Raw genomic sequence first — 19105 nt, forward strand, 5'->3', positions numbered from 1 at the left:
CGGATGGGGCGGTCGGATCGGCCGGGGGCCGATCGCACCGCCCCATCCGGAAGCCGGCGCGATCTCGCCGGTGGGTTGCGGCCCGGGCGACACGCAGCTGCACAGCGCCCACCCAAGTTAGGGTGGCCTTACCTTGAGCGAACTCGAGACAGAGGGAACAACATTCGCCCGCGCGGGTTCGTACGCGATTCCGTTGCCTAAGCGGAGGGTTGCTTAGGCGGAAGCGGTTTCAGCCGCCCGCTTGAGCTCCAGGCGCGGCCGGCCCGTCAGTGCTTTGCTCCACGGCAGCCGCCGCAGCACCTCGACGAGCACCAGCGTCAGCGCCACCGTGGCCGGGTAGACGACCACGGTCGTCCACGGCGCCCCCACGCCGTCGCCGACGAACGCGATCAGGGGACTCAGCAGCGCCAGGGCGAGCGGGTGCGTCAGGAAGATCGCGAACGACCGGTCCACCGCCCACGACACCACCCGGCCGCCGGGCCGGCCCGCCTCCGCCCAGCGCGTGCCCGCGAGGAGCAGGCCCGCGATGGCCGCGACGCACCACGGCACGAGGTAGGGCCGGAACGCGTCGCTCGCCAGCTCCGGCCACAGTCCGTTGTGGACACTGACGAAGTAGCCCGTCTCGGCCACGGCGAGGGTGACCACGAGCCCGCCGGCCACGAACCACCGGTGCCGCCGCACCCACGCCTGCACGGCCTCGAAGTGCACGGCCGCGACGGCGCCGAGAACCGAGTAGAACTGGTACGGCAGCAGCGTCGTGAAGAACCGGCTCACAGTCGAGTACTCCACGCCTTCGGGTGGGTAGCTCAGGAAACACGTGACCGCGATGTGCACCGCGCCGGAGACCCCCAGCACGAGCCACGGCCGGCGCTCGAGCGTGCGCACCAGCTTCATCAGCACCGGGAACAGCAGGTATACCTGCAGCGTCACGAGCAGGAAGTACAGGTGGTACCACGCCGTCCCGTCGGCGATCTCGATCCCGAGCGCGCGCAGGGCCGCGGTGACGGAGCCGACGGGCTGCTCCGCGGTGACCAGCGAATAGCCCCAGTAGAGCACCGACCAGACCACGTACGGCACCGCGACCAACGGCACCCGCCGGCGCCAGAACGCCATCGGCCGCGGCGGGCGCGAGCGGTAGGAGAACACGAGCACGAATGTCGTCAACGCGAAGAACGCCTCGCGGGTGAGGTGCAGCGGCATCTCGAGCGCGTCGGACACCACGTCCTGCGGGAAGGTCGTGGCCCCCAGCACATGCATGAAGATCACCAGGGCGAAGGTGATCACGCGGTACAGGTCGAGCTGGTACAGGTGGGCCGCCCGCGCCGGGGCCGCCGCGGGTGCGGGGGCGATCTCGGTCGTGGTCATCGTGCGGCCGGGCGCCCGGGTGCGGAGTGGATCATGCGACCACATTTGCCGCACTGCCTGTGAAGCAGCCATGAAGTGGCTGAGAACCCGCTTTACCGCTGGAAAACGGGCGTAGCGAAGATCACGCCCGTCCACGGACCGGGATCGCGTCCGCACCACAGTGGTACATACCACTCAAGCCCTGCGCGCCTGAGGTCCCGAAAAGTGAGTGCGGAGCGGGCGACGGCAGGCGTAGCGTCCGACGGCCATGGGCGATCGAGACGATCCGGCCGACGGCTGGTTCCCGGAGAGTGTGGCCGCGGGGTACGACGATCCGGGTGGCGCGAACGCGCCTGAAGTGGTGACACCCGCGGTGGATGTCCTCGAGGAGCTGGCCGACGGCGCCGTGCTCGAATTCGCCGTCGGGACCGGGCGGATCGCCGCCCCGCTGGCCGCGCGCGGCGTACGAGTCAGCGGCATCGAGCTGAGCCGGGCCATGGCGGCGCGGATCGCGAGCAAGCCGGGCGGCGACGCGGTCGCCGTCACGATCGGCGACATGACGTCGGCGCGGGTGGCCGGTGAGTTCTCGCTGGTTTGCCTGGTGTTCAACACGATCGGCAACGTGACCACACAGGACGCGCAGGTCGACGTGTTCCGGAACGCGGCCGCGCATCTGCGGCCGGGCGGGCTGTTCCTCGTCGAGGTGGGACTGCCGGATCTGCGCCGCCTGCCGCCCGGGCAGGACACCGTCCCGTTCGCGGTGGCGCTCGACCACGAAGGCGCCGGCTACGTGGGGTTCGACCAGTACGACGTCGTGACCCAGGAGTTCACCTCGAACCACCTCACCGTGTCACCGGACGGAACGGGGCGGTTTCGCCGCATCCCCTTCCGGTACGTCTGGCCGGCCGAGCTGGACCTCATGGCCCGCATCGCCGAGATGAAACCGAAGTACCGCTGGGCGGACTGGGATCGTTCGGAGCTCACGGCCGGCAGCACCAAGCACGTATCGGTCTGGGAGAAGGGCTGAAGCGCTCCCCGCCGGGCCTCAGTCCGTCAGCCAGGGCCGGAGTTTCTCGGGGTTGCGGATCACCCAGATGTGCTTGATCCGATCGTCCGCGACGTCGAACGCGTACACCGTCTGCGTGGTTCCGTCCCGCTGGGCCACGAGACCGGGCTGACCGTTGACCGTGCGTTCCGCCAGCGTCGTGGTCCCGAGCGCGCGGTGGGCGAGCTCGATCCAGGCCCGCGCGATCTGCTCGGCGCCTTCGATGGGGTGCAGGAAGGTCAGGGCGCGTCCGCCACCGTCGGCGATCGCCGTCGCCTCGGGATCGAGCAGGCCGATCAGCGCGGTGATGTCCTTCGCTTCCCACGCCTGCTTGAAGTCCCTGACGACGCTCGCGTGCCGGGCCGCCGGGCTCGCGGGTGCCTGCGCCGCGCGGACGCGGCGGCGGGCCGAGGAAGCCAGCTGCCGGCAGGCCGCCGGCGTACGGCCGACGATCCCGGCCACTTCGGGGAACGAGTAGCGGAACACGTCGTGCAGGATGAACGCCACGCGCTCGGCCGGGGTCATCGACTCGAGCACGACGAGGAAGGCCATGCCGACCGACTCGTCGAGGGTGACCCGATCGGCCGGGTCGGCGCTACCGGCTCGGCCGGGCCACTCCGTGGGCCCGGGCAGCGGCTCGGGGATCCATTCGCCCACGTAGGTCTCCCGCCGGGCCCGCGCCGAGCCGAGCAGGTTGAGGCAGATGCGGCTGGCGACCGTCGTCAGCCACGCGCCGGGAGACTCGACGGCGTCCTGCTGCTCCCGCGACAGCGCGTACCAGCGGGCATAGGTCTCCTGCACGGCGTCCTCGGCCTCGGCCAGGGAGCCGAGCAGCCGGTAGGCGAGGTTGGTCAGGTGCCGGCGCTCGCTCATGATCGCGCTCAGGCCCGGCTCGGGTGGGGTGGTCATCGTGGCGGCGGCTCCCTCGGTCTCGTGCTGCCCTCAGCAGTACGACACGACAGCGCTCCGAAGTGTGAGGCCGGCGCGCCGCCTCACACTTCGGGGACGTGTGTTGTCGAGCTGGTGACACTCTCGACCGCCACCAGGAGACACCATGACCACCTCGGCTCCGTCGTTCACCGCCCCGGCTTCCGCGCAGCGCCTGCAACGCGCGGCCACCGCGCTGACGGCCCACGGCTTCATCGTCGAGATCCTCGACGACGTCGCCGCCGCCCGCACCCGCATGACCGAGCTGATCCCCGAGGGCGCCAGCGTACTCACCGCGGCCAGCGAAACGCTGCGGTTGTCCGGCATCGACGACGACCTCAACTCCAGCGGGCGGTACGAGGCGATCAAGCCCCGAACCCTGGCCATGGACCGCGTCACCGAAGCCGACGACATCCGCCGGCTGCGCGCCAGCCCCGACTTCCTCGTGGGCAGCGCCGCCGCCGTCACCGAAACCGGCTCGCTCGTGATCGCCTCCGGCAGCGGCAGCCAGCTGCCCGCGTCGTCCGGCGGCGCCGCCCGCGCGATCTGGATCGTCGGGGCGCAGAAGGTCGTGCCCGACCTGGACGCCGCCCTGCGCCGCGTCGAAGACCACTGCCTCCCGCTGGAAAGCGAGCGCGCCCTCGCGGCCTACGGCTGGCCCAGCGCCGTCAACCGGCTGCTGGTCCTCAACGCGGAACCCTTCCCGGGCCGCGGCATCGTCGTGTTACTCCGCGAAGCCATCGGGTTCTGAGGCGCAGCCGGGCCGCCGGCGCCGGTGCTCGATTGACAGGGCGCCGGATGGCCCCGCACAATTCGCGTCGCCACAGCCGCACCGCCGCCCGGTTGCCGTGGGGATCCCTGGCGTCCCCGGTAGTTCGAAGGGCGAAACAGTGCGAAGGCAGTTACGCGTTCTCGGCGCGACCGTGCTCACCGCGGTCCTCGCGGTGGTCCCGCTGAACGGCACGACGGCGGCAGCGCAGCCGGTGCCGCACACGATCGTGACGGACGGCAAGAAGCTGGCGCAGATCCGCGCCGAGTTGCACAGCGGGCACGCCACCGCGGCGCAAAAAGCCGCGCTGAAGACGTTGCTGGGCAAGGCCGACGAGGCGCTGACCGCCGGTCCGTGGTCGGTCATGGACAAGCCCACCACCCCGCCGAGCGGCGACAAGCACGACTACCAGAGCCAGGCGCCCTACCAGTGGGCCAGTCAGCCGAAGACGCCGGACAACCCGCAGGGCTGCCCGTACGTGAACCGCGACGGCGAGCGCAACCCGGAGGCAGACGCGATCACCGACCACACCTACCGCATGGTGGCGTGGGACGCGATCTACTACCTCAGCACGGCCTGGTACTACACCGGCGACGCGAAGTACGCCCAACGCGCCGACCTCGACATCCGCACGTGGTTCCTCGACCCGGCGACGCGGATGAACCCGAACATGACCTACTCGCAGATCGTGCCGTGCAAGAACACGATCAGCGGCACGGGGATCATCGACTCCACGCAGTCGTTCAGCCAGCTGCTCGACGCGTTCGCGCTGCTCGACTCCGGCGCGCCCGGCTGGACCGGCCACGACCGCTCGGCGATCCGCGTGTGGCTCGGCCAGTACCTCACCTGGATGCAGACCAGCCCGCAGGCGAAGCTGGAGCTGGCCGCGACCAACAACCACGGCACGTTCCTCGACATGCAGAACGCCACCATCGCCGCCTACCTCGGCAAGACGGACCAGGCGCGCAAGATCGTGACCGACGCGCTGCACAAGCGGTTCCCGGTGCAGTTCGACGCCGACGGCAACCAGCCGCTCGAGCTCACGCGCACGATCTCGTGGCACTACGTGAACTTCAACCTCACAACGTGGGGCCGGATGGCGGAGGTCGGGCACACCCTCGGCGTCGACGTGTGGGGCTACCGCGCGGACAACGGCGTGACGCTGCGCAAGGTCGTCGACCGGCTCATCCCGGCGGCGCTGCACGGCGTGCCGTCGTGGCCGTACCCGCAGATCGCCCCGCTGGACCAGTCGATCGCCGCGGACATCTTCCACGCGGCGGCCGAGGAGGCCCACGACACCGACGCGGCGAAGGCGCTCAAGCAGATGCCGCTGCCCGCCGGCGGGGACACGTGGCCGGTGCGCGTCACGTGTTTCCCGCTCGACCCGCCGCTCAAGTGACGGGCCGACCTTCGGCGGGCTTTTCCGGACGAAACACCCGATAGCGCCCACAGTTCGAAATTGGTCTAGTCCAAAGTATTGACTCTCCCTGTGCACTGGTTCACATTCAGCAACGGGCCGGTACCGCTCAGGCAGTGATCCACACGTCGCGTCGGTCCTCCGCGCACTCCCCGGGCGCGGAGGGCCGTTCGCCTGCGCGAGGGAGAACCCATGCGGCACAAGGTATCCAGAAGAGCCGCGTGGCTCTCGGCCGCCGCCGCGGCCGTGGTCGTCGGCGGTCTCACGACATTGGCCGGCCCGGCCGCCGAAGGCGCGGCCGTCGCACCCGCTGCGAGCCAGCAGGCCGCCGCCTCGGGCGGTCTGCGCGTCGCCTACTACGACCAGTGGAGCATCTACCAGAACGCCTATTACCCCAAGAACGTCGACGCCCTCGCGGGCAACCTCGACTACCTGATCTACGACTTCGAGAACATCGACCCGGCGAACCTCACCTGCTTCGAGGCCACGAAGGCGAGCGACCCCGACCCCGCCGGCGAGAACAACCCGAACGCGGGCGACGGAGCGGGCGACGCCTTCGCCGACTACCAGAAGTCCTTCGGCTCGGACATCAGCGTGGACGGCACGGCCGACGCGTTCGGCATGCCGATCGTCGGCAACTTCCACCAGCTGCAGGAGCTCAAGGCGCGCCACCCGAACCTCAAGGTGGTGCTCTCGCTGGGCGGCTGGACGTACTCGAAGTACTTCTCCGACGTGGCGGCCACCGACGCGTCGCGCAAGAAGTTCGTGAGCTCGTGCATCGACATGTTCATCAAGGGCAACCTGCCCTCGCAGGGCGGCTACGGCGGCCCCGGCACCGCGGCCGGCATCTTCGACGGCTTCGACATCGACTGGGAGTACCCCGGTTCGAACACCGGCCACCTCGGCAACCACGTGAGCACAGGTGACACGGCCAACTTCACCGCCCTGCTCAAGGAGTTCCGCACCGAGCTCGACGCGTTGGGCGGCAAGCACTACTCCGTCTCCGCCGCGCTGCCGGGTGGGCAGGACAAGATCGCGAAGCTGCAGACCGACAAAATCGGCCAGTACATGGACTTCGCCGACGCGATGACGTACGACATGCACGGCGCGTGGGACGCGACCGGGCCGACGAACTTCCAGGACCCGCTCTACGGTTCGCCCAACGACCCCTCGGGCACGATCCCGCCCGGCACCGAGAAGTACACGACCGACTCGGTGATCAAGGCGTACACCCAGGGCTCGCCCGCGTACGGCATCCCCGGCGGCTTCCCGGCGAACAAGCTCACGCTCGGCATCCCGTTCTACTACCGCGGCTGGACGGGTGTGCCCGCCGGTTCGAACCACGGGCTGTATCAGTCGGCATCCGGGCCCTCGGCCGGGAAGACGTTGAGCGGCAACGTGCCCGGCATCGCGATGTACAAGGAACTGAGCGGGATCGTCGACAACGCGGCGGACACGTACTACGACCCGACCACGCAGTCGGCGTGGTTCTACGACGGTACGAACTTCTACGGCGGCTCGTCGGCGCAGTCCATCAAGGCCCGCACCGACTACATCCACTGCAACAACCTGGCCGGCGCGATGATGTTCTCGCTCTACGACCTCGATCCCAACGCGACGCTGTTCCACGACGTCGTCAACGGGCTGGCGAGCTCCACGGCCGGCTGCGGCACCACGCCGCCGACCACACCCACCACCCCGACGAACCCGACCACGCCGACGACCCCGGCCACGACCCCGACCACCCCGGGCGGCGGCTCGTGCGCAGCGGCGGCGTGGAGCGCGACGCAGGCGTACACCGGCGGTGCGGTCGTCTCGTACAACGGGCACCAGTGGACGGCCAAGTGGTGGACGCAGGGCGACACCCCCGGCGGCAGCCAGAACGTGTGGACCGACAACGGCGTCTGCTCCGAGGGCGGTAGCCCGACGTCGTCGCCGGGCGGCACCTGCCCGGCCGCGTGGAGCGCCACGCAGGCCTACAGCGGCGGCGCGGTCGTGTCCTACAACGGGCACAAGTGGGCCGCGAAGTGGTGGACCCAGGGCGACACCCCCGGCGGCAGCCAGGGCGTCTGGGCCGACAACGGCTCCTGCTGAGCGCAAATCGGCGGCGGGTCGGGATCTCTCACCCTCCAAGAGATCCCGGCCCGCCGCCGACGTGCGTGGTGCTAGTTCCCGGCCGAAGACCCGACGCCCGGCGCGGGAGCCTGGGCGTTGCCGCCGGTGCCGTAACGGCCGGAGCCGCCGTCGAGCTGCTCACGCAGGGCCAGCAGCGTCGCGACGCGGCCGGCGGCGGAGTCGACGTTGTCCACAGTGGACAGGATGGATGTCGCGGAGGTGTCCGCGCGCACCACACCGATCGGGCCGGAGCCGTCGGCCGAACCCGGATCGCCGGCGAGCACCGTGCCCGCGCCCGAGCGGTCGAGCTGCGTCGCGAACCGCGCGATCGTGGCCGCGCGGTCGCCCGCGCCCTCGCCCGTCTGCTGCGAGCCGGTGAGCACGATCGCCAGCTGTGCCGGCTGCACGCCCTGGCTGGGCTTCACGAAACCGCCGTCGGTGAGGCCGCCGAGCGCGGCGGCCAGCTCGTCGCCCGTGGACTGCGGCTTCGCCGTGGACTTGTCCAGCAGCAGCACCGAACCGAGCAGCGCGCCGGCGAGCGTGCCGGAGTCACCCGCGGTCGGGAACTGCGAGCCGGCCGGCTGCAGGCGCGTGACGACGTCGCGCAGCTGGTCGGCCTTCTCCGGGTCGGTGAAGGAATCCGTGAGCTGCAGCTCCCCCGTGACCGAGGCGCCGGACTGCTGCACGAGCTGCTTGATCGCGTCGCGGTCGGCCGGGCGCGCGTCCTCGGTGGTCACGAGCACCACCGTGCGCTTGTCGAGCGTGCCGGCCACGACCTTCGGGCCCATCGACTCGGCGAACGCGTCGGAGTCGGCCAGGCGCGCGTTGAGCGCGTTGCGCTGCGCTTCGAGGTCGGAGACCTGCGTGCCGAGGTCCTTCTTCTGGTCCGACAGGCCCGAGAGCAGCGAGCCGTTGAGCGCGGTGGAGCCCAGGACCACGCCGACGGCCAGCGCGAGGAAGCACGCCGTGATGGAAACGATGTGGTACCGCAGAGAAATCACGTGAAGAGCCCCTTCACCCAGGTGGTGAACGTGGTCCAGGTGTGCTGGATCCAGTCCAGGTAGACGGAGCCGACGTCGGAGACCAGCAGCGCGGCGACCACCACGACGACGGCGGCGAGGACGAGCAGCGCGACGGCGCCCAAGGACACCCGGCTGCGGTGCAGTGTCGCGACGGCCTTGCCGTCGACCAGCTTCGTGCCCAGCTTGAGCCGGGTGAGGAACGTCGACGGGTTCGAGCCCGACCGGCCGTGGTCGAGGAACTCCCGCAGTGTGGCCTGGAACCCGACGGTGACCACGAGGCTCGCGCCGTGGGCGTCGGCCAGCAGCAGCGCGAGGTCCTCGGAGTTGCCCGACGCGGGGAACGTGACCGCGCCGATGCCCAGGTCCTGGATGCGCTCGACACCGGGCGCGTGTCCGTCGGGCTGCGCGGGCACCACGACCTCGGCGCCGCTGCGCAGGGTCGCGGTGCCGATGCCGGTCGGGTCGCCCACGATCACGTCGGGCGTGTAGCCCTGCGCGCGCAGCGTGTCGGCCCCCGCGTCGACGCCGACGACCACCGGCCGGTGCTCCCCGATGTACTTCTTGAGCCGCTTGAGGTCTTCGGCGTGGCCGTTGCCGCCCGCGACCACCAGCACGTGGCGGTCGCGCATCGGCAGCCGCAGCTCGGGCACGCCGACCCCGTCGAGGATCAGCGTGCGCTCGCGGCGGAGGAACTCGATGGTGTTGGCCGAGAACGCCTCCAGCTGCGTCGACATCCCGGCCTTGGCCTCGATCATCTGGTCGGCGACGCTCTCGGGCGTCTGCTCGTCGCCGGAGGCGATCTGCCGCTCCCCGATGTAGATGCCGCCCTCATGCACGCGGAGCTTCGTGCCGTCCTTGACCGTGCGCAGCAGCTCGCCGCCGACCGAGTCGACGAGCGGGATGCCCGCGGCCAGCAAGATCTCCGGGCCCAGGTTCGGGAACCGGCCGGAGATCGACGGCGACGCGTTCACCACGGCGGCGACCTCGGCCTCCACCAGCGCGTCGGCCGTCGCGCGGTCGAGGTCGAGCTGGTCGAGCACCGCCACGTCGCCGGCGCTGACGCGGCGCAGCAACTCCCGGGTGCGGCGGTCGACCCGCGCGACGCCGGTGATGCCGGGGAGGGCTTCGTGGTTTCGCGCGAGCAGACCGGTGAGCTTCATGTGGCTGATGGTGACAAATTTGTGGGTGGGACGAGCGCCGACGCGCCGAAGGGGACGTGACTCATTGTGGTGAGCGGTGTCGCCGTGAGCGTCCGTTCAGGGTTGGATGGTGGGTTCCGCCGCGGCGAACGAGAGGTTCAGCCAAGGACTGGCGGGATCTTGAAGCAGCAGGTGATGGACTCGCACGGCCGAGGTGTACTCCTCGCCGAACTCCTCCTCGTCCAGCGCGAGGGCCCGGCCCATGACGTAGCTCGCGGACAGCTCGGCCCATGACTCGTGGTAGCGACGCGCCACCGCGCCGGCCTCGAGCACCATCAGCTCGGCCGTGAGCGGATCGCAGTGACCGACTGCCAGACCCCACCGCGCCATCGCCACCGCACGGGCGACGTCCCACCCGATCGTGGTGCCGACGACGCCGGTGGGTGGCAGCAATCCGTCGGCTCGGAAGCGCTGTTCGTACCGCACGACGCGACGCAGGACGTCGGTGAGCGCGGGCGCCTGGTCCCGCGCGCCGTTGTCCGCGCACCAGCGCGCCACGAGCTCGGCCCAGGACCACGGGTCGAGCCCCGCGCCGTGGCGGGCGCGCAGCACGAGGACGAGGTTGCCGGGCGTGAGCGTGTAGCCGGGGCCGACGAGGTCGTTCATCGCGGCGCGCCAGCCGGCCGCGTCGGACACGCCCCACCAGTCGCGCAGGCCGCGGACCTCGGCGACGTAGTCGTGGTAGCGCGCGTCGAGCACGTTCCACGGCTCGGCGGTGAGCACGGCCTGGTGCGCGCCGCACGCGAGCGCGTGGGCCAGCGAGCCCTCGAAGTGCCCGTAGCGCGCGGTGTTGAGCCGTTCGACCTGCTGCTCGACCGCCGTGACGCGGTGCAGGTTCGCGTCGAGCCACGGCAGCACAGCCGAACCGGGCACGCGCCACTCGCCGAGGGTGCCGGCGTTGAACACCACCTGCTCGTCGGCGTCGACCCCGTGCAGGGCCCAGTCGAGGTCGCCGCTGAGGAATACCACGTCGACGCCGAGGTCGGGCAGGGCGCCGCGCGTGAACAACCGCAGCGAACGGTCGCGGCAGCAGGCTTTGGCCGACGACCAGCCCTGCTCGCTCGCGAGTTTTTCCGCGTCTTCCCGGAGCATCGGCACGAACAGCTCTTCGTCGCCGAGCAGCCCGAGGAACCGGTCGAGATCGCCGTCGCGCCGAGCCCGGGCGAGCTCCGCCTCGACGTCGGCCACCGCGGCCCAGATCATGGCGTGTGGTCAGCCCTTCTTGGCGCGCTTGCGTTTCGGCTCGGCGGCGGCCTTGTCCTTCTCCGCCACGGCGAGCAGCTCCTCGGCGTGGGCGCGGCCGGTCTCCGTGCCGTCCATGCCGGCGAGCATGCGGGCCAGCTCCTTCACGCGGTCGGGCTGCTTCAGCGTCTTCACGCCGCTTCGCGTGACGCCGCCGCTGGTGCCCTTGTCCACCACCAGGTGCTGGTCGGCGAAGGCCGCAACCTGCGGCAGGTGCGTCACCACGAGCACCTGGTGCGTGCGCGCGAGCCGGGAGAGCCGGCGGCCGATCTCGACCGCCGCGCGCCCGCCGACGCCGGCGTCGACCTCGTCGAACACCAGCGTCTGCACAGTGTCGGCGTGAGCGAGGACCACCTCGATGGCCAGCATCACGCGCGAGAGCTCACCGCCGGAGGCGGCCTTGTGCACCGGCAACGGCGGCGCGCCGTTGTGGGCGCGCAGGAGCAGCTCGACCTCGTCGATGCCGTCCGATCCGGCGTGGACGGCGTGGCCGTCGATCGCGAGCGCCTGGCGGTCGCCGTGCTCGGCGGGCTTCTGCTCGACGGTGATCTCCAGCTCCGCCTGCCCCATCGCGAGACCGGAGAGCTCCTTGGTGATCGCCGACGCCAGCTCGGCCGCGGCCTTGCCGCGCGCCGCCGACACGGCGGTGGCGTGGTCGCCCAGCTTCACGGCGAGCTCGTCGCGGCGGCGGGCCAGCTCGGCGAGCGCCTCCTCGGAGGTGTCCATCGACTCGAGCCGGCGGCGGGCGTCGTCGGCCCAGACCAGCACTCCGTCGACGTCGGCCGCGTACTTGCGCGTGAGCCGCTTGAGGTCGGCCTGGCGCGCCAGCACCTTCTCCAGCAGCGCCGGGTCGGCGTCGAGGCCCTCGATGTACCCGCCCAGCTCCGCGCCGACGTCGGTGAGCAGCATCGAAGCTTCTTCCAGCCGCGGCACGAGCTCCCGCAGCGCCGAGTCCTCGGCCGAGGCCAGGCGTCGCAAGGCTTCGCCGACGAGGCCGAGCGCACCGGGCGCGTCGGGGTCGCCGTCCTGCGAACCCGAGACCGCGACGTGCGCTTCGGTCGCCGAAGCGCGCAGCTCGTCGACGGCCATCAGCCGCTTGATCTGCTCGGTGAGCTCCACGTCCTCGCCCGGCTCGGGCGCGACGGCGTCGATCTCGGTGAGACCGTGCTTGAGCAGGTCGGCCTGCTGCGCCATCTCGCGCGAACGGGTGGAGCGCTCGGTGAGCTCGCCGATCACGGCCAGCCACTCCTCGCGCACCTCGCGGTAGGCGGTGAGCGGCTCGCCGACCGCGGGGCCCGCGAACCGGTCGATCACCGCGCGCTGCTCGCTCGGGCGCAGCAGCCGCAGCTGGTCGTTCTGCCCGTGCACGGCGATCACCTGCTCGGACAGGTCCGCCAGCACGCCGACCGGCACGGACCGGCCGCCCAGGTGGGCTCTCGACCGGCCGTCGACGGCCACCGTGCGCAGCGCGATCACGCTGCCGTCCTCGTCGATGTCCGCGCCCGCGTCGGTGACGATGCGGCTCGCGGCGTCGGCCTTGTCGAGGGTGAAGCGCCCTTCGACGAAGGCCTTGAGCATTCCGTTCCGGACCTTGGACGCTTCGGCCCGCCCACCGGAGAGCAGGTGCAGCCCGGTCACGACCATGGTCTTCCCGGCGCCCGTCTCACCGGTCACAACGGTGAAACCCGGGTGCAGTTCCAGCAGGGCGTCCTCGATGACTCCGAGGCCCTGGATGCGCATCTCGGCCAGCACGACGCCTACGGTAGCCGCCCCCACCGACCTTCCGTGCGCTCGACCGGTGCTAAATGTTCTTTTCGCTGGTCGAACACCTGTGCGGACGGTTCGGCCCGGGCGTGTCACGGGTCACCTCGCGCACACCCTGCGTTGCGAAGGAGAGCGCCGCACGTCGTCGATCACCGCACGCCAGCACCCGCTCAGACCGAGCGGCCGCCGGTGCGCCGTTCGCGCCAGCTGCGCACCGGCAGGCCGAACTTGTGCACCAGCCGGTCGGTGAACACGCCTTCCCACAGCCGCACGAGCCGCACCGGCCGGCGGCCGCAGACGACGCGCACGAGCGAGCCCGGCGGCATGTCGAAGCTGCGCAGCCCGTCGCAGGTCAGGACGGCGCTATGGCCCGAGGGGTCGATGCCGACGGTGATCACGGAGTCGGGCGAGACCACGAGCGGACGCGCGAACAGGGCGTGGGCGTTGCTGGGCACCACGAGCAGCGCCTCGACGTCAGGCCACATGATCGGGCCGCCGGCGGAGAAGGCGTACGCGGTGGAGCCGGTCGGCGTCGCGCACAGCACGCCGTCGCAGCCGAAGGACGAGACCGGGCGGCCGTCGACCTCGATCAGCGCGTCGAGCACGCGCTCGCGCGAGAACTTCTCCACGCTGGCCTCGTTGAGGGCCCACGTGCGGTAGAGCTCGACGCCACCGTGGGTGACGGTGACGTCGATCGTCATCCGGTCCTCGACCTGGTACTCGCGGTCGACCACGCGCTGCACGGCGTCGGCGAGCGCGTCGGAGTCGGCCTCGGCCAGGAAACCGACGCGGCCCAGGTTCACCCCGAGCACCGGCACGCCCGCGGGCCGCGCGAGCTCGGCCGCGCGCAGCAGCGTGCCGTCGCCGCCGAGCACGAACACGAGCTCCGCTCCGCGCGCGGGGTCGTCCTGCGGCGCCACGACGGTGCAGGGCATGTCCATACAGCCGTCGGGGTCGATGAGCTGACGCACCTCTTCGTCGGTCACGCGCAGCCGGATCCCGGCCTTCGTGAACCGCGCTGACACCTCGCGTGCGGCCTCCCGCGTGTGGTCCCGGTCCGGGTGCGCCACGAGAAGCACTTCACGTTCGCTGGTCACTGGGGTCCTTCCTGGACGGCGGCCCGCACGAGCCGCTCGACACCGTCCACAGTGCCATCGGCGGCCGCGAGTTCGCCCGGATCTTGATGCCGAAGATCTCGCCGCAGCCACACGAAGTACTCGACGTTGCCGGACGGGCCGGGCAACGGGCTCGCGACGACCCCGCGCAGCGCGAGCCCCAGCTTCGCGGCTTCGGCGATGACGTCGACCACGGACTGCACGCGCAGCTCGGGATCGCGGACCACGCCGCCGCTGCCGAGGCGGTCCTTGCCGACCTCGAACTGCGGTTTGACCATGGGCACGAGGTCGGCGCCTTCGCGCGCGCAGTCGGCGAGCGCGGGCAGCACGAGCTTGAGCGAGATGAAGGACAGGTCGCCGACGACGAGGTCGACCTGGCCGCCGAGCGTCTCCGGCGTCAGGTTGCGCACGTTCGTGCGGTCCAGCACGACCACGCGCTCGTCGGTCCGCAGGCGCCAGTCGAGCAGGCCGCGGCCGACGTCGGCGGCGATCACGGTGGCAGCGCCGTTGCGAAGCAGCACGTCGGTGAACCCGCCGGTGGACGCGCCGGCGTCGAGGCAGCGGCGGCCCTCGACCGTGAGGCCTTCGGGGCCGAACTTCTCCAGCGCGCCCAGGAGTTTGTGCGCGCCGCGCGAGGCCCAGCCGGGGTCGTCCTCGTCCTTCACCACGATGGGCGCGTCGGACTCGACGCCGGTGGCGGGTTTGGTCGCGACCATGCCGCGCACGGAGACTTTGCCGCCGGTGATCAGGGCCGACGCCTGTTCCCGTGAGCGGGCCAGGCCGCGGCGAACCAGCTCCGCGTCGAGGCGGGCCCGTTTGGGCACGCCGGTCAGACCCTGTCGATGCTGGACAGGGCCACGGTGAGCTCGGTGTGCACGGTTTCGAACCGGTCGACGTGCTCGGCGAGCGGCACCGAGTTCAGGTCGTCGATGCCCGCCACGGCTTCCTCGATCCCCGCGCGGGGATCGATCTGCTGCGGGCCAGGTCCGGGTACCGGCGGAGGGCCAGGGACGGGCCGCGGGACGTTCGGGTGCACGAACTCAAACTACCAGTCAGGCCAGCCGCAGCCCGGTCAGCGCCGCCTCGGCCGCGTCGCCTTCGGCACGGACCTCGGTCACGCCGCTCGCCCACGCCGCGTGGCACAGCGCGCGCAGCAGGTCGAGGGCTTCTCCGCTGCCGCGCACGGTCAGCACGTCGCCGGACATGATCTCCCAGCCCGGCCGGGGACCGATCTTGAGGTCCTCGGCGCGCTGAGTGAGAGCGGTCAGGTCGGCGGCCAGGTGCGTCGGCCGTTCGGCGGGGATCGCCGTCAGGAGACCGGCGGGCGTCGCGACGCCGGAGAGCACCGCGAGCACGTCCATGCCCGCGGCGACCGCACCGGCGATGTCGGTGTCGAGCCGGTCGCCCACCACCAGCGGCCGGCTCGAGCCGGCCGACCGTGCGGCCGTCTCGAACAGCAGCGGCTGTGGTTTGCCCGCGACGACCGGTTCGGTGTCGGTGGCCGTGCGCAGCGCCGCGACCATGGAACCGTTGCCCGGCAACAGGCCGCGCTCGGTGGGCAAGGTCGCGTCGACGTTGCACGCGACCCACAGCGCGCCGGCGCGGATCGCCAGCGCCGCCTCGGCTAGGTCGGCCCACGCGGTCTCCGGCGAGTGCCCCTGCACGACGGCCGCGACGTCGTCGTCGACCTTCCGCACGGTGCCCAGCCCGGCCGTTTCAACTTCGGCGGCCAGCGAGTCGGTGCCCACGACCAGCACGCGCGCACCGGCGGGCAGGCGCTCGCCGAGCACCGCGGCAGCAGCCTGGGCGCTCGTGTGCACCTCGTCGACGGTCGCGTCGAGGCCAAGAGCTTCGAGATGCGCCACCACGTCGGCCGGCGCTTTCGACGCGTTGTTCGTGACATACCGGACGGCCGTGCCGTGCTCCCGCACTGCCCCGACCGCCTCCGGCGCGCCCTCGATCACCTGCGAGCCGTGGTACACGGTGCCGTCCAGGTCGAACAGCACCGCGTCGTAGCCCGCGAGGAGCGCGTCACTCATTCGAGAGCTCCGCCGCCCGCTCGGCGGCGTCGGTCTCGTCTTCGTTGTCGGCCTCGGCGGCGTTCAGGAACCAGCGCACGGCCTCGTCCTTGCGCCCGGCCGCCACGAGGTTGTCGGCGTAGGCGTAGAACAGGCGCGCGCTCCACGGGTCCCGCTTGCTGGGCACCAGGTCCGGCCCCTGCAGCGAGACGACCGACGCGTCCATCTGCCCGAGGTCGCGCCGCGCCCCGGCCGCGACGATCGCGAGCTCGACCTGCGTCGCCTTCGAGAGCTTCGCCGTGTCGGTTTCCTTCGCCAGGTCCAGCGCCCGCTCCGGCCGGCCCAGGGCCCGCTCGGAGTCGGCGATGATGGCGATGTGCTCGTCGCTGCGCGTCATGCGCCGCACGGCCCGCAGCTCCGACAGCGCCTCCTGCCAGTTGCCCGCGTGGTAGGCCGCCAGCCCCAGCGCCTCCCGCACGATCGGCACGCGCGACGCCTTGAGCTTCGCGTACTTCGCGTGCTCCAGCGCCGCCTCCGGGTCGACGTCGATCAGCCCGCCCGCCGCGACCAGGTGCTTCCCGACGGTCTCGGCCAGCCCCTTCGGCAACGTCCGCAGCTCACGCCGCACCTCTTCGTCCAGATCGGAGTACTCGATGCCCTCCGGCAGCTCCGGCGCTTCGAGCAGCTCCCTCGCCAGCGCCGCGTCGTCCAGCGCCTCCGCGCCGGCACGCGTGCCGCGCATCGGCCGCTCGTCCCGCCGCGGCCGTGAGTCGCGGCCCCCGCGCGCGTCGCGATCGTCCCGACGGGGTCGGTCGTCTCGACGGCTGTCCCGGCTGTCGCGGTTGTCCCGGCCCTCGCGGAAGTCACGACGGGGACGGTCGCTGCTGCTGCCGCGGTCGCCTCGGTCGTCGCGAGAGGACCGCTCGCCACCGGTTCGGCGGTCCTCGCCCGAGCTGTCACTGCCCGAGTTGTCACCGTCGCGGTCTTCGCGAGCGGACTGCGAGCCACCGTCGCTGTCGTCGCCGCGGTCTTCAGACGAAGCGTGCTCGCGACCGCTGCGGTCACCCTTGTCGTCGCCCTCGGGCGCGTCGTCTCGGTTGTCCCGAGCGGACCGCTCGCCGTCGCGATCGGCCGAGTCGTCGGCCTGCGACCGGACGACGTCGCGCGAAGCCGGCTCCTCGCGATCGGAGTCGCCGTCATCCGCACGGTCGGCGCGCGGCGGGGCGTCGTCCCCACTCGCGTGGTCGCGTGCGGCGCCGCCGTCGGCGGTCACGTCAGGGCGCTCGCCGCGGGCGCTGTCGCCGGGCTTCGAGAAGTCTTCGCGGTCGGCGGTGTCGCCGGCGACGAAGCCGTCGTCGGTGATGTCGAAGTCGTCGTCGGAGGCAGCGCCGCGGGTGTCGGCGCGGTCGAAGCCGCGGGAGTCGCCCGAGTCGCGGCGGTCGCGGGAGCCGCCGCGGTCGTCCCGGTTGAAGGAGCCACGGTTGTCGCGCGGGCCGTTGTCGCGCGGGCCGTTGTCGCGGCGGTCCGAACCGCGCGGGCCGCCCCGATCGTCACGGCGGTCCGAGCCGCCCCGATAGCCGCCGCGGTCGTCCTTGCGGAAGCCGCTGCCCGAGCTGCGGTCGTCGCGGTCCTTGCGGAAGCCGGAGCCACCACGGTCGTCGCGAGCGCCGCCGCTGCGGAAGCCGCGGTCGTCACGGTCCTTCTGGAAGCCACCCGGCCGGCGGTCGTCGCGCGACCCACCGGTGCGCGGAGCACGGTCGTCGCGGTCGCCCCGGTAACCACCCGAGGTGCCCCGGTTGTCCCTGTCGCCTCGGTAGCCGCCCGAGCCGCCCGAGCCGCCGCGGTCATCGCGGTCGCCCCGGTAGCCGCCGGAACTGCTGCCGCCGCGGTCGTTGCGGAAGCCGGACCCACCGCTGCCGCGGTCGTTGCGGTACCCACCCGAGCTGCCGCCACTGCGGTCGCTACGGAAACCGCCCGCGCCACCGCCACTGCGGAAGCCCGAGCCACCACGATCGTCACGCGACCCAGCCGAGCTGCCGCCGCTACGGAAACCGCCCGAACCGCCGCCACTGCGGAAGCTGGAGCCACCACGATCGTCACGGGACCCACCCGAGCTGCTGCCCCGGTAGCCCGAGCCGCCGCGCTCGTCACGCGAGCCCGAACCGCTGCCGCCGCGGTAGCCACCGCGGTCGTCGCGCGACCCACCCGAATTGCCGCCGCGGTAGCCGGAGCCACCGCGGTCGTCACGGAAGCCGGAGCCGCCGCGGTCCTTCCGGAAACCACCGGAATTGCGGTCGTCCCGATCGTTGCGGAAACCGCCACTGCGATTGTCGCGGTCGCCGCGGAAACCGCGGTCGTCGCCACTCGAATCGCGGTTGGGGCGGAACCCACCGGAGCCCCGGTCGTCACGGAAGCCGCCGCGGTTGTCGCGGGGGCCGCCGGAGCCACGGGAATCGCGGGAGCCGCCGCCGGAGCGGTTGTCGTCGCGGAAGCCGCCGGTCGAGCCGCTCGAACCGCGGTCCTCCCAGCGACGCCCGGACGCGGACTTGCCCTGCGGCCGGCCGGAGCGGTTGTCGTAGCCGCCGCGCGAGCCGCGGTCGTCAGAGCCCGCGCGCGGGCCGCCGTCGCGGTTGCCGGCGTATCCACCGCTGCGCTGGTCACGGGGGTTGTCGCCACCTGAGGGGCGGCCCTGGTACCCACCGCCGCGCGCACCGTGGTCGTCCCGCCGGGGGCGTCCCTGGTAGCCGCCGTCACGCCCGCCGCGGTCCTGCCGCGCGCCACGCCGGTCTCCCCGGGGCGCGTCCGACCGGTTGCCGCGGGAGCCCTGGTCGCGGCGAGCCGACCGGCCGGACCCATCATCCTCTGAGTCACGTCGACCGAACTCGGACACCTGGCCTCCTGCCATAGAAAAATCTTGTGTTCTCACGGGCCACCCGCTATGGGGGCCGACTGTCCATCCTACGGGGCCGTTCGGAGCACCCCGCGCGCGCATGGCGCTCCGTCACGGGCGCCGCACAGCACGCCACATAGAGATAGGCCCCGGGAGAACCGTGAAGATTCTCGACCGGGGCCTAACCCTGACATTTAGTTCGGCGGCGTCCTACTCTCCCACAACCCTTCGGTTGCAG

General features: G+C 71.9%; 15 protein-coding genes. 4 read left to right on the forward strand and 11 right to left on the reverse strand.

From position 1 onward, the window contains the following. Positions 1–213 precede the first annotated feature (213 nt). Positions 214–1365 carry an acyltransferase gene (locus AB0H62_RS50790; RefSeq protein WP_360592980.1) on the reverse strand — a complete coding sequence of 384 codons (1152 nt, stop codon included), beginning with the start codon at positions 1363–1365 and terminating at the stop codon, positions 214–216. 247 nt (positions 1366–1612) lie between these two features. Between AB0H62_RS50790 and AB0H62_RS50795 the strand changes: the two genes are divergently transcribed. After that, a complete protein-coding gene (locus tag AB0H62_RS50795; RefSeq protein ID WP_220241930.1) occupies positions 1613–2371 on the forward strand; it encodes a class I SAM-dependent methyltransferase in 759 nt (252 codons plus the stop codon). Positions 2372–2389: 18 nt separating this feature from the next. On the opposite strand, the gene sigJ is transcribed toward AB0H62_RS50795, so the two are convergent. Then, on the reverse strand, positions 2390–3298 hold the full coding sequence (gene sigJ / locus AB0H62_RS50800) for an RNA polymerase sigma factor SigJ (RefSeq protein ID WP_360592981.1): 909 nt from the start codon (positions 3296–3298) through the stop codon (positions 2390–2392). A gap of 145 nt (positions 3299–3443) precedes the next feature. Here sigJ and AB0H62_RS50805 point away from each other — a divergent pair, with 145 nt between their 5' ends. From AB0H62_RS50805 to AB0H62_RS50815, 3 genes are all read left to right on the forward strand, one after another. After that, the gene (locus AB0H62_RS50805) at positions 3444–4067 is read left to right on the forward strand and encodes an LUD domain-containing protein (RefSeq protein WP_220241932.1); all 624 of its coding nucleotides are present in this window, start codon (positions 3444–3446) and stop codon (positions 4065–4067) included. Positions 4068–4206: 139 nt separating this feature from the next. After that, the gene (locus AB0H62_RS50810) at positions 4207–5484 is read left to right on the forward strand and encodes an alginate lyase family protein (RefSeq protein WP_360592982.1); all 1278 of its coding nucleotides are present in this window, start codon (positions 4207–4209) and stop codon (positions 5482–5484) included. A gap of 210 nt (positions 5485–5694) precedes the next feature. After that, the gene (locus AB0H62_RS50815) at positions 5695–7596 is read left to right on the forward strand and encodes a glycosyl hydrolase family 18 protein (protein ID WP_360592983.1); all 1902 of its coding nucleotides are present in this window, start codon (positions 5695–5697) and stop codon (positions 7594–7596) included. A 71-nt stretch (positions 7597–7667) separates the two neighbouring features. Here AB0H62_RS50815 and AB0H62_RS50820 read toward each other — a convergent pair whose 3' ends face one another. The 9 genes from AB0H62_RS50820 to AB0H62_RS50860 form a co-directional block, all read right to left on the reverse strand. Continuing rightward, positions 7668–8618 carry a copper transporter gene (locus tag AB0H62_RS50820; RefSeq protein WP_360592984.1) on the reverse strand — a complete coding sequence of 317 codons (951 nt, stop codon included), beginning with the start codon at positions 8616–8618 and terminating at the stop codon, positions 7668–7670. Beyond that, positions 8615–9799 carry a putative cytokinetic ring protein SteA gene (steA, locus tag AB0H62_RS50825; RefSeq protein WP_220241936.1) on the reverse strand — a complete coding sequence of 395 codons (1185 nt, stop codon included), beginning with the start codon at positions 9797–9799 and terminating at the stop codon, positions 8615–8617. The genes AB0H62_RS50820 and steA overlap by 4 nt, the downstream gene beginning before the upstream one ends. A 96-nt stretch (positions 9800–9895) precedes the next feature. Further along, positions 9896–11041 carry a DUF1266 domain-containing protein gene (locus tag AB0H62_RS50830; RefSeq protein WP_360592985.1) on the reverse strand — a complete coding sequence of 382 codons (1146 nt, stop codon included), beginning with the start codon at positions 11039–11041 and terminating at the stop codon, positions 9896–9898. Between the two features lie 9 nt (positions 11042–11050). Then, positions 11051–12832 (reverse strand): DNA repair protein RecN, encoded by a 1782-nt coding sequence (gene recN / locus AB0H62_RS50835; RefSeq protein WP_220241938.1) that lies wholly within the window; start codon positions 12830–12832, stop codon positions 11051–11053. A 182-nt stretch (positions 12833–13014) separates the two neighbouring features. Then, a complete protein-coding gene (locus AB0H62_RS50840; protein ID WP_220241939.1) occupies positions 13015–13941 on the reverse strand; it encodes an NAD kinase in 927 nt (308 codons plus the stop codon). Beyond that, positions 13938–14783 carry a TlyA family RNA methyltransferase gene (locus AB0H62_RS50845; protein WP_220241940.1) on the reverse strand — a complete coding sequence of 282 codons (846 nt, stop codon included), beginning with the start codon at positions 14781–14783 and terminating at the stop codon, positions 13938–13940. The genes AB0H62_RS50840 and AB0H62_RS50845 overlap by 4 nt, the downstream gene beginning before the upstream one ends. 5 nt (positions 14784–14788) lie before the next feature. Further along, a complete protein-coding gene (locus AB0H62_RS50850) occupies positions 14789–14995 on the reverse strand; it encodes a hypothetical protein (protein WP_220241941.1) in 207 nt (68 codons plus the stop codon). Between the two features lie 16 nt (positions 14996–15011). Continuing rightward, positions 15012–15998 carry an HAD-IIA family hydrolase gene (locus AB0H62_RS50855; RefSeq protein WP_220241942.1) on the reverse strand — a complete coding sequence of 329 codons (987 nt, stop codon included), beginning with the start codon at positions 15996–15998 and terminating at the stop codon, positions 15012–15014. Continuing rightward, positions 15991–18867, reverse strand: a complete 2877-nt coding sequence (locus AB0H62_RS50860; protein WP_360592986.1) for a hypothetical protein — start codon at positions 18865–18867, stop codon at positions 15991–15993. Before AB0H62_RS50860 ends, AB0H62_RS50855 begins: the two co-directional genes overlap by 8 nt. Between the last annotated feature and the right edge of the window lie 238 nt (positions 18868–19105).

The organism is Amycolatopsis sp. NPDC050768 (genome assembly GCF_040654155.1).
Lineage (GTDB): Bacteria > Actinomycetota > Actinomycetes > Mycobacteriales > Pseudonocardiaceae > Amycolatopsis.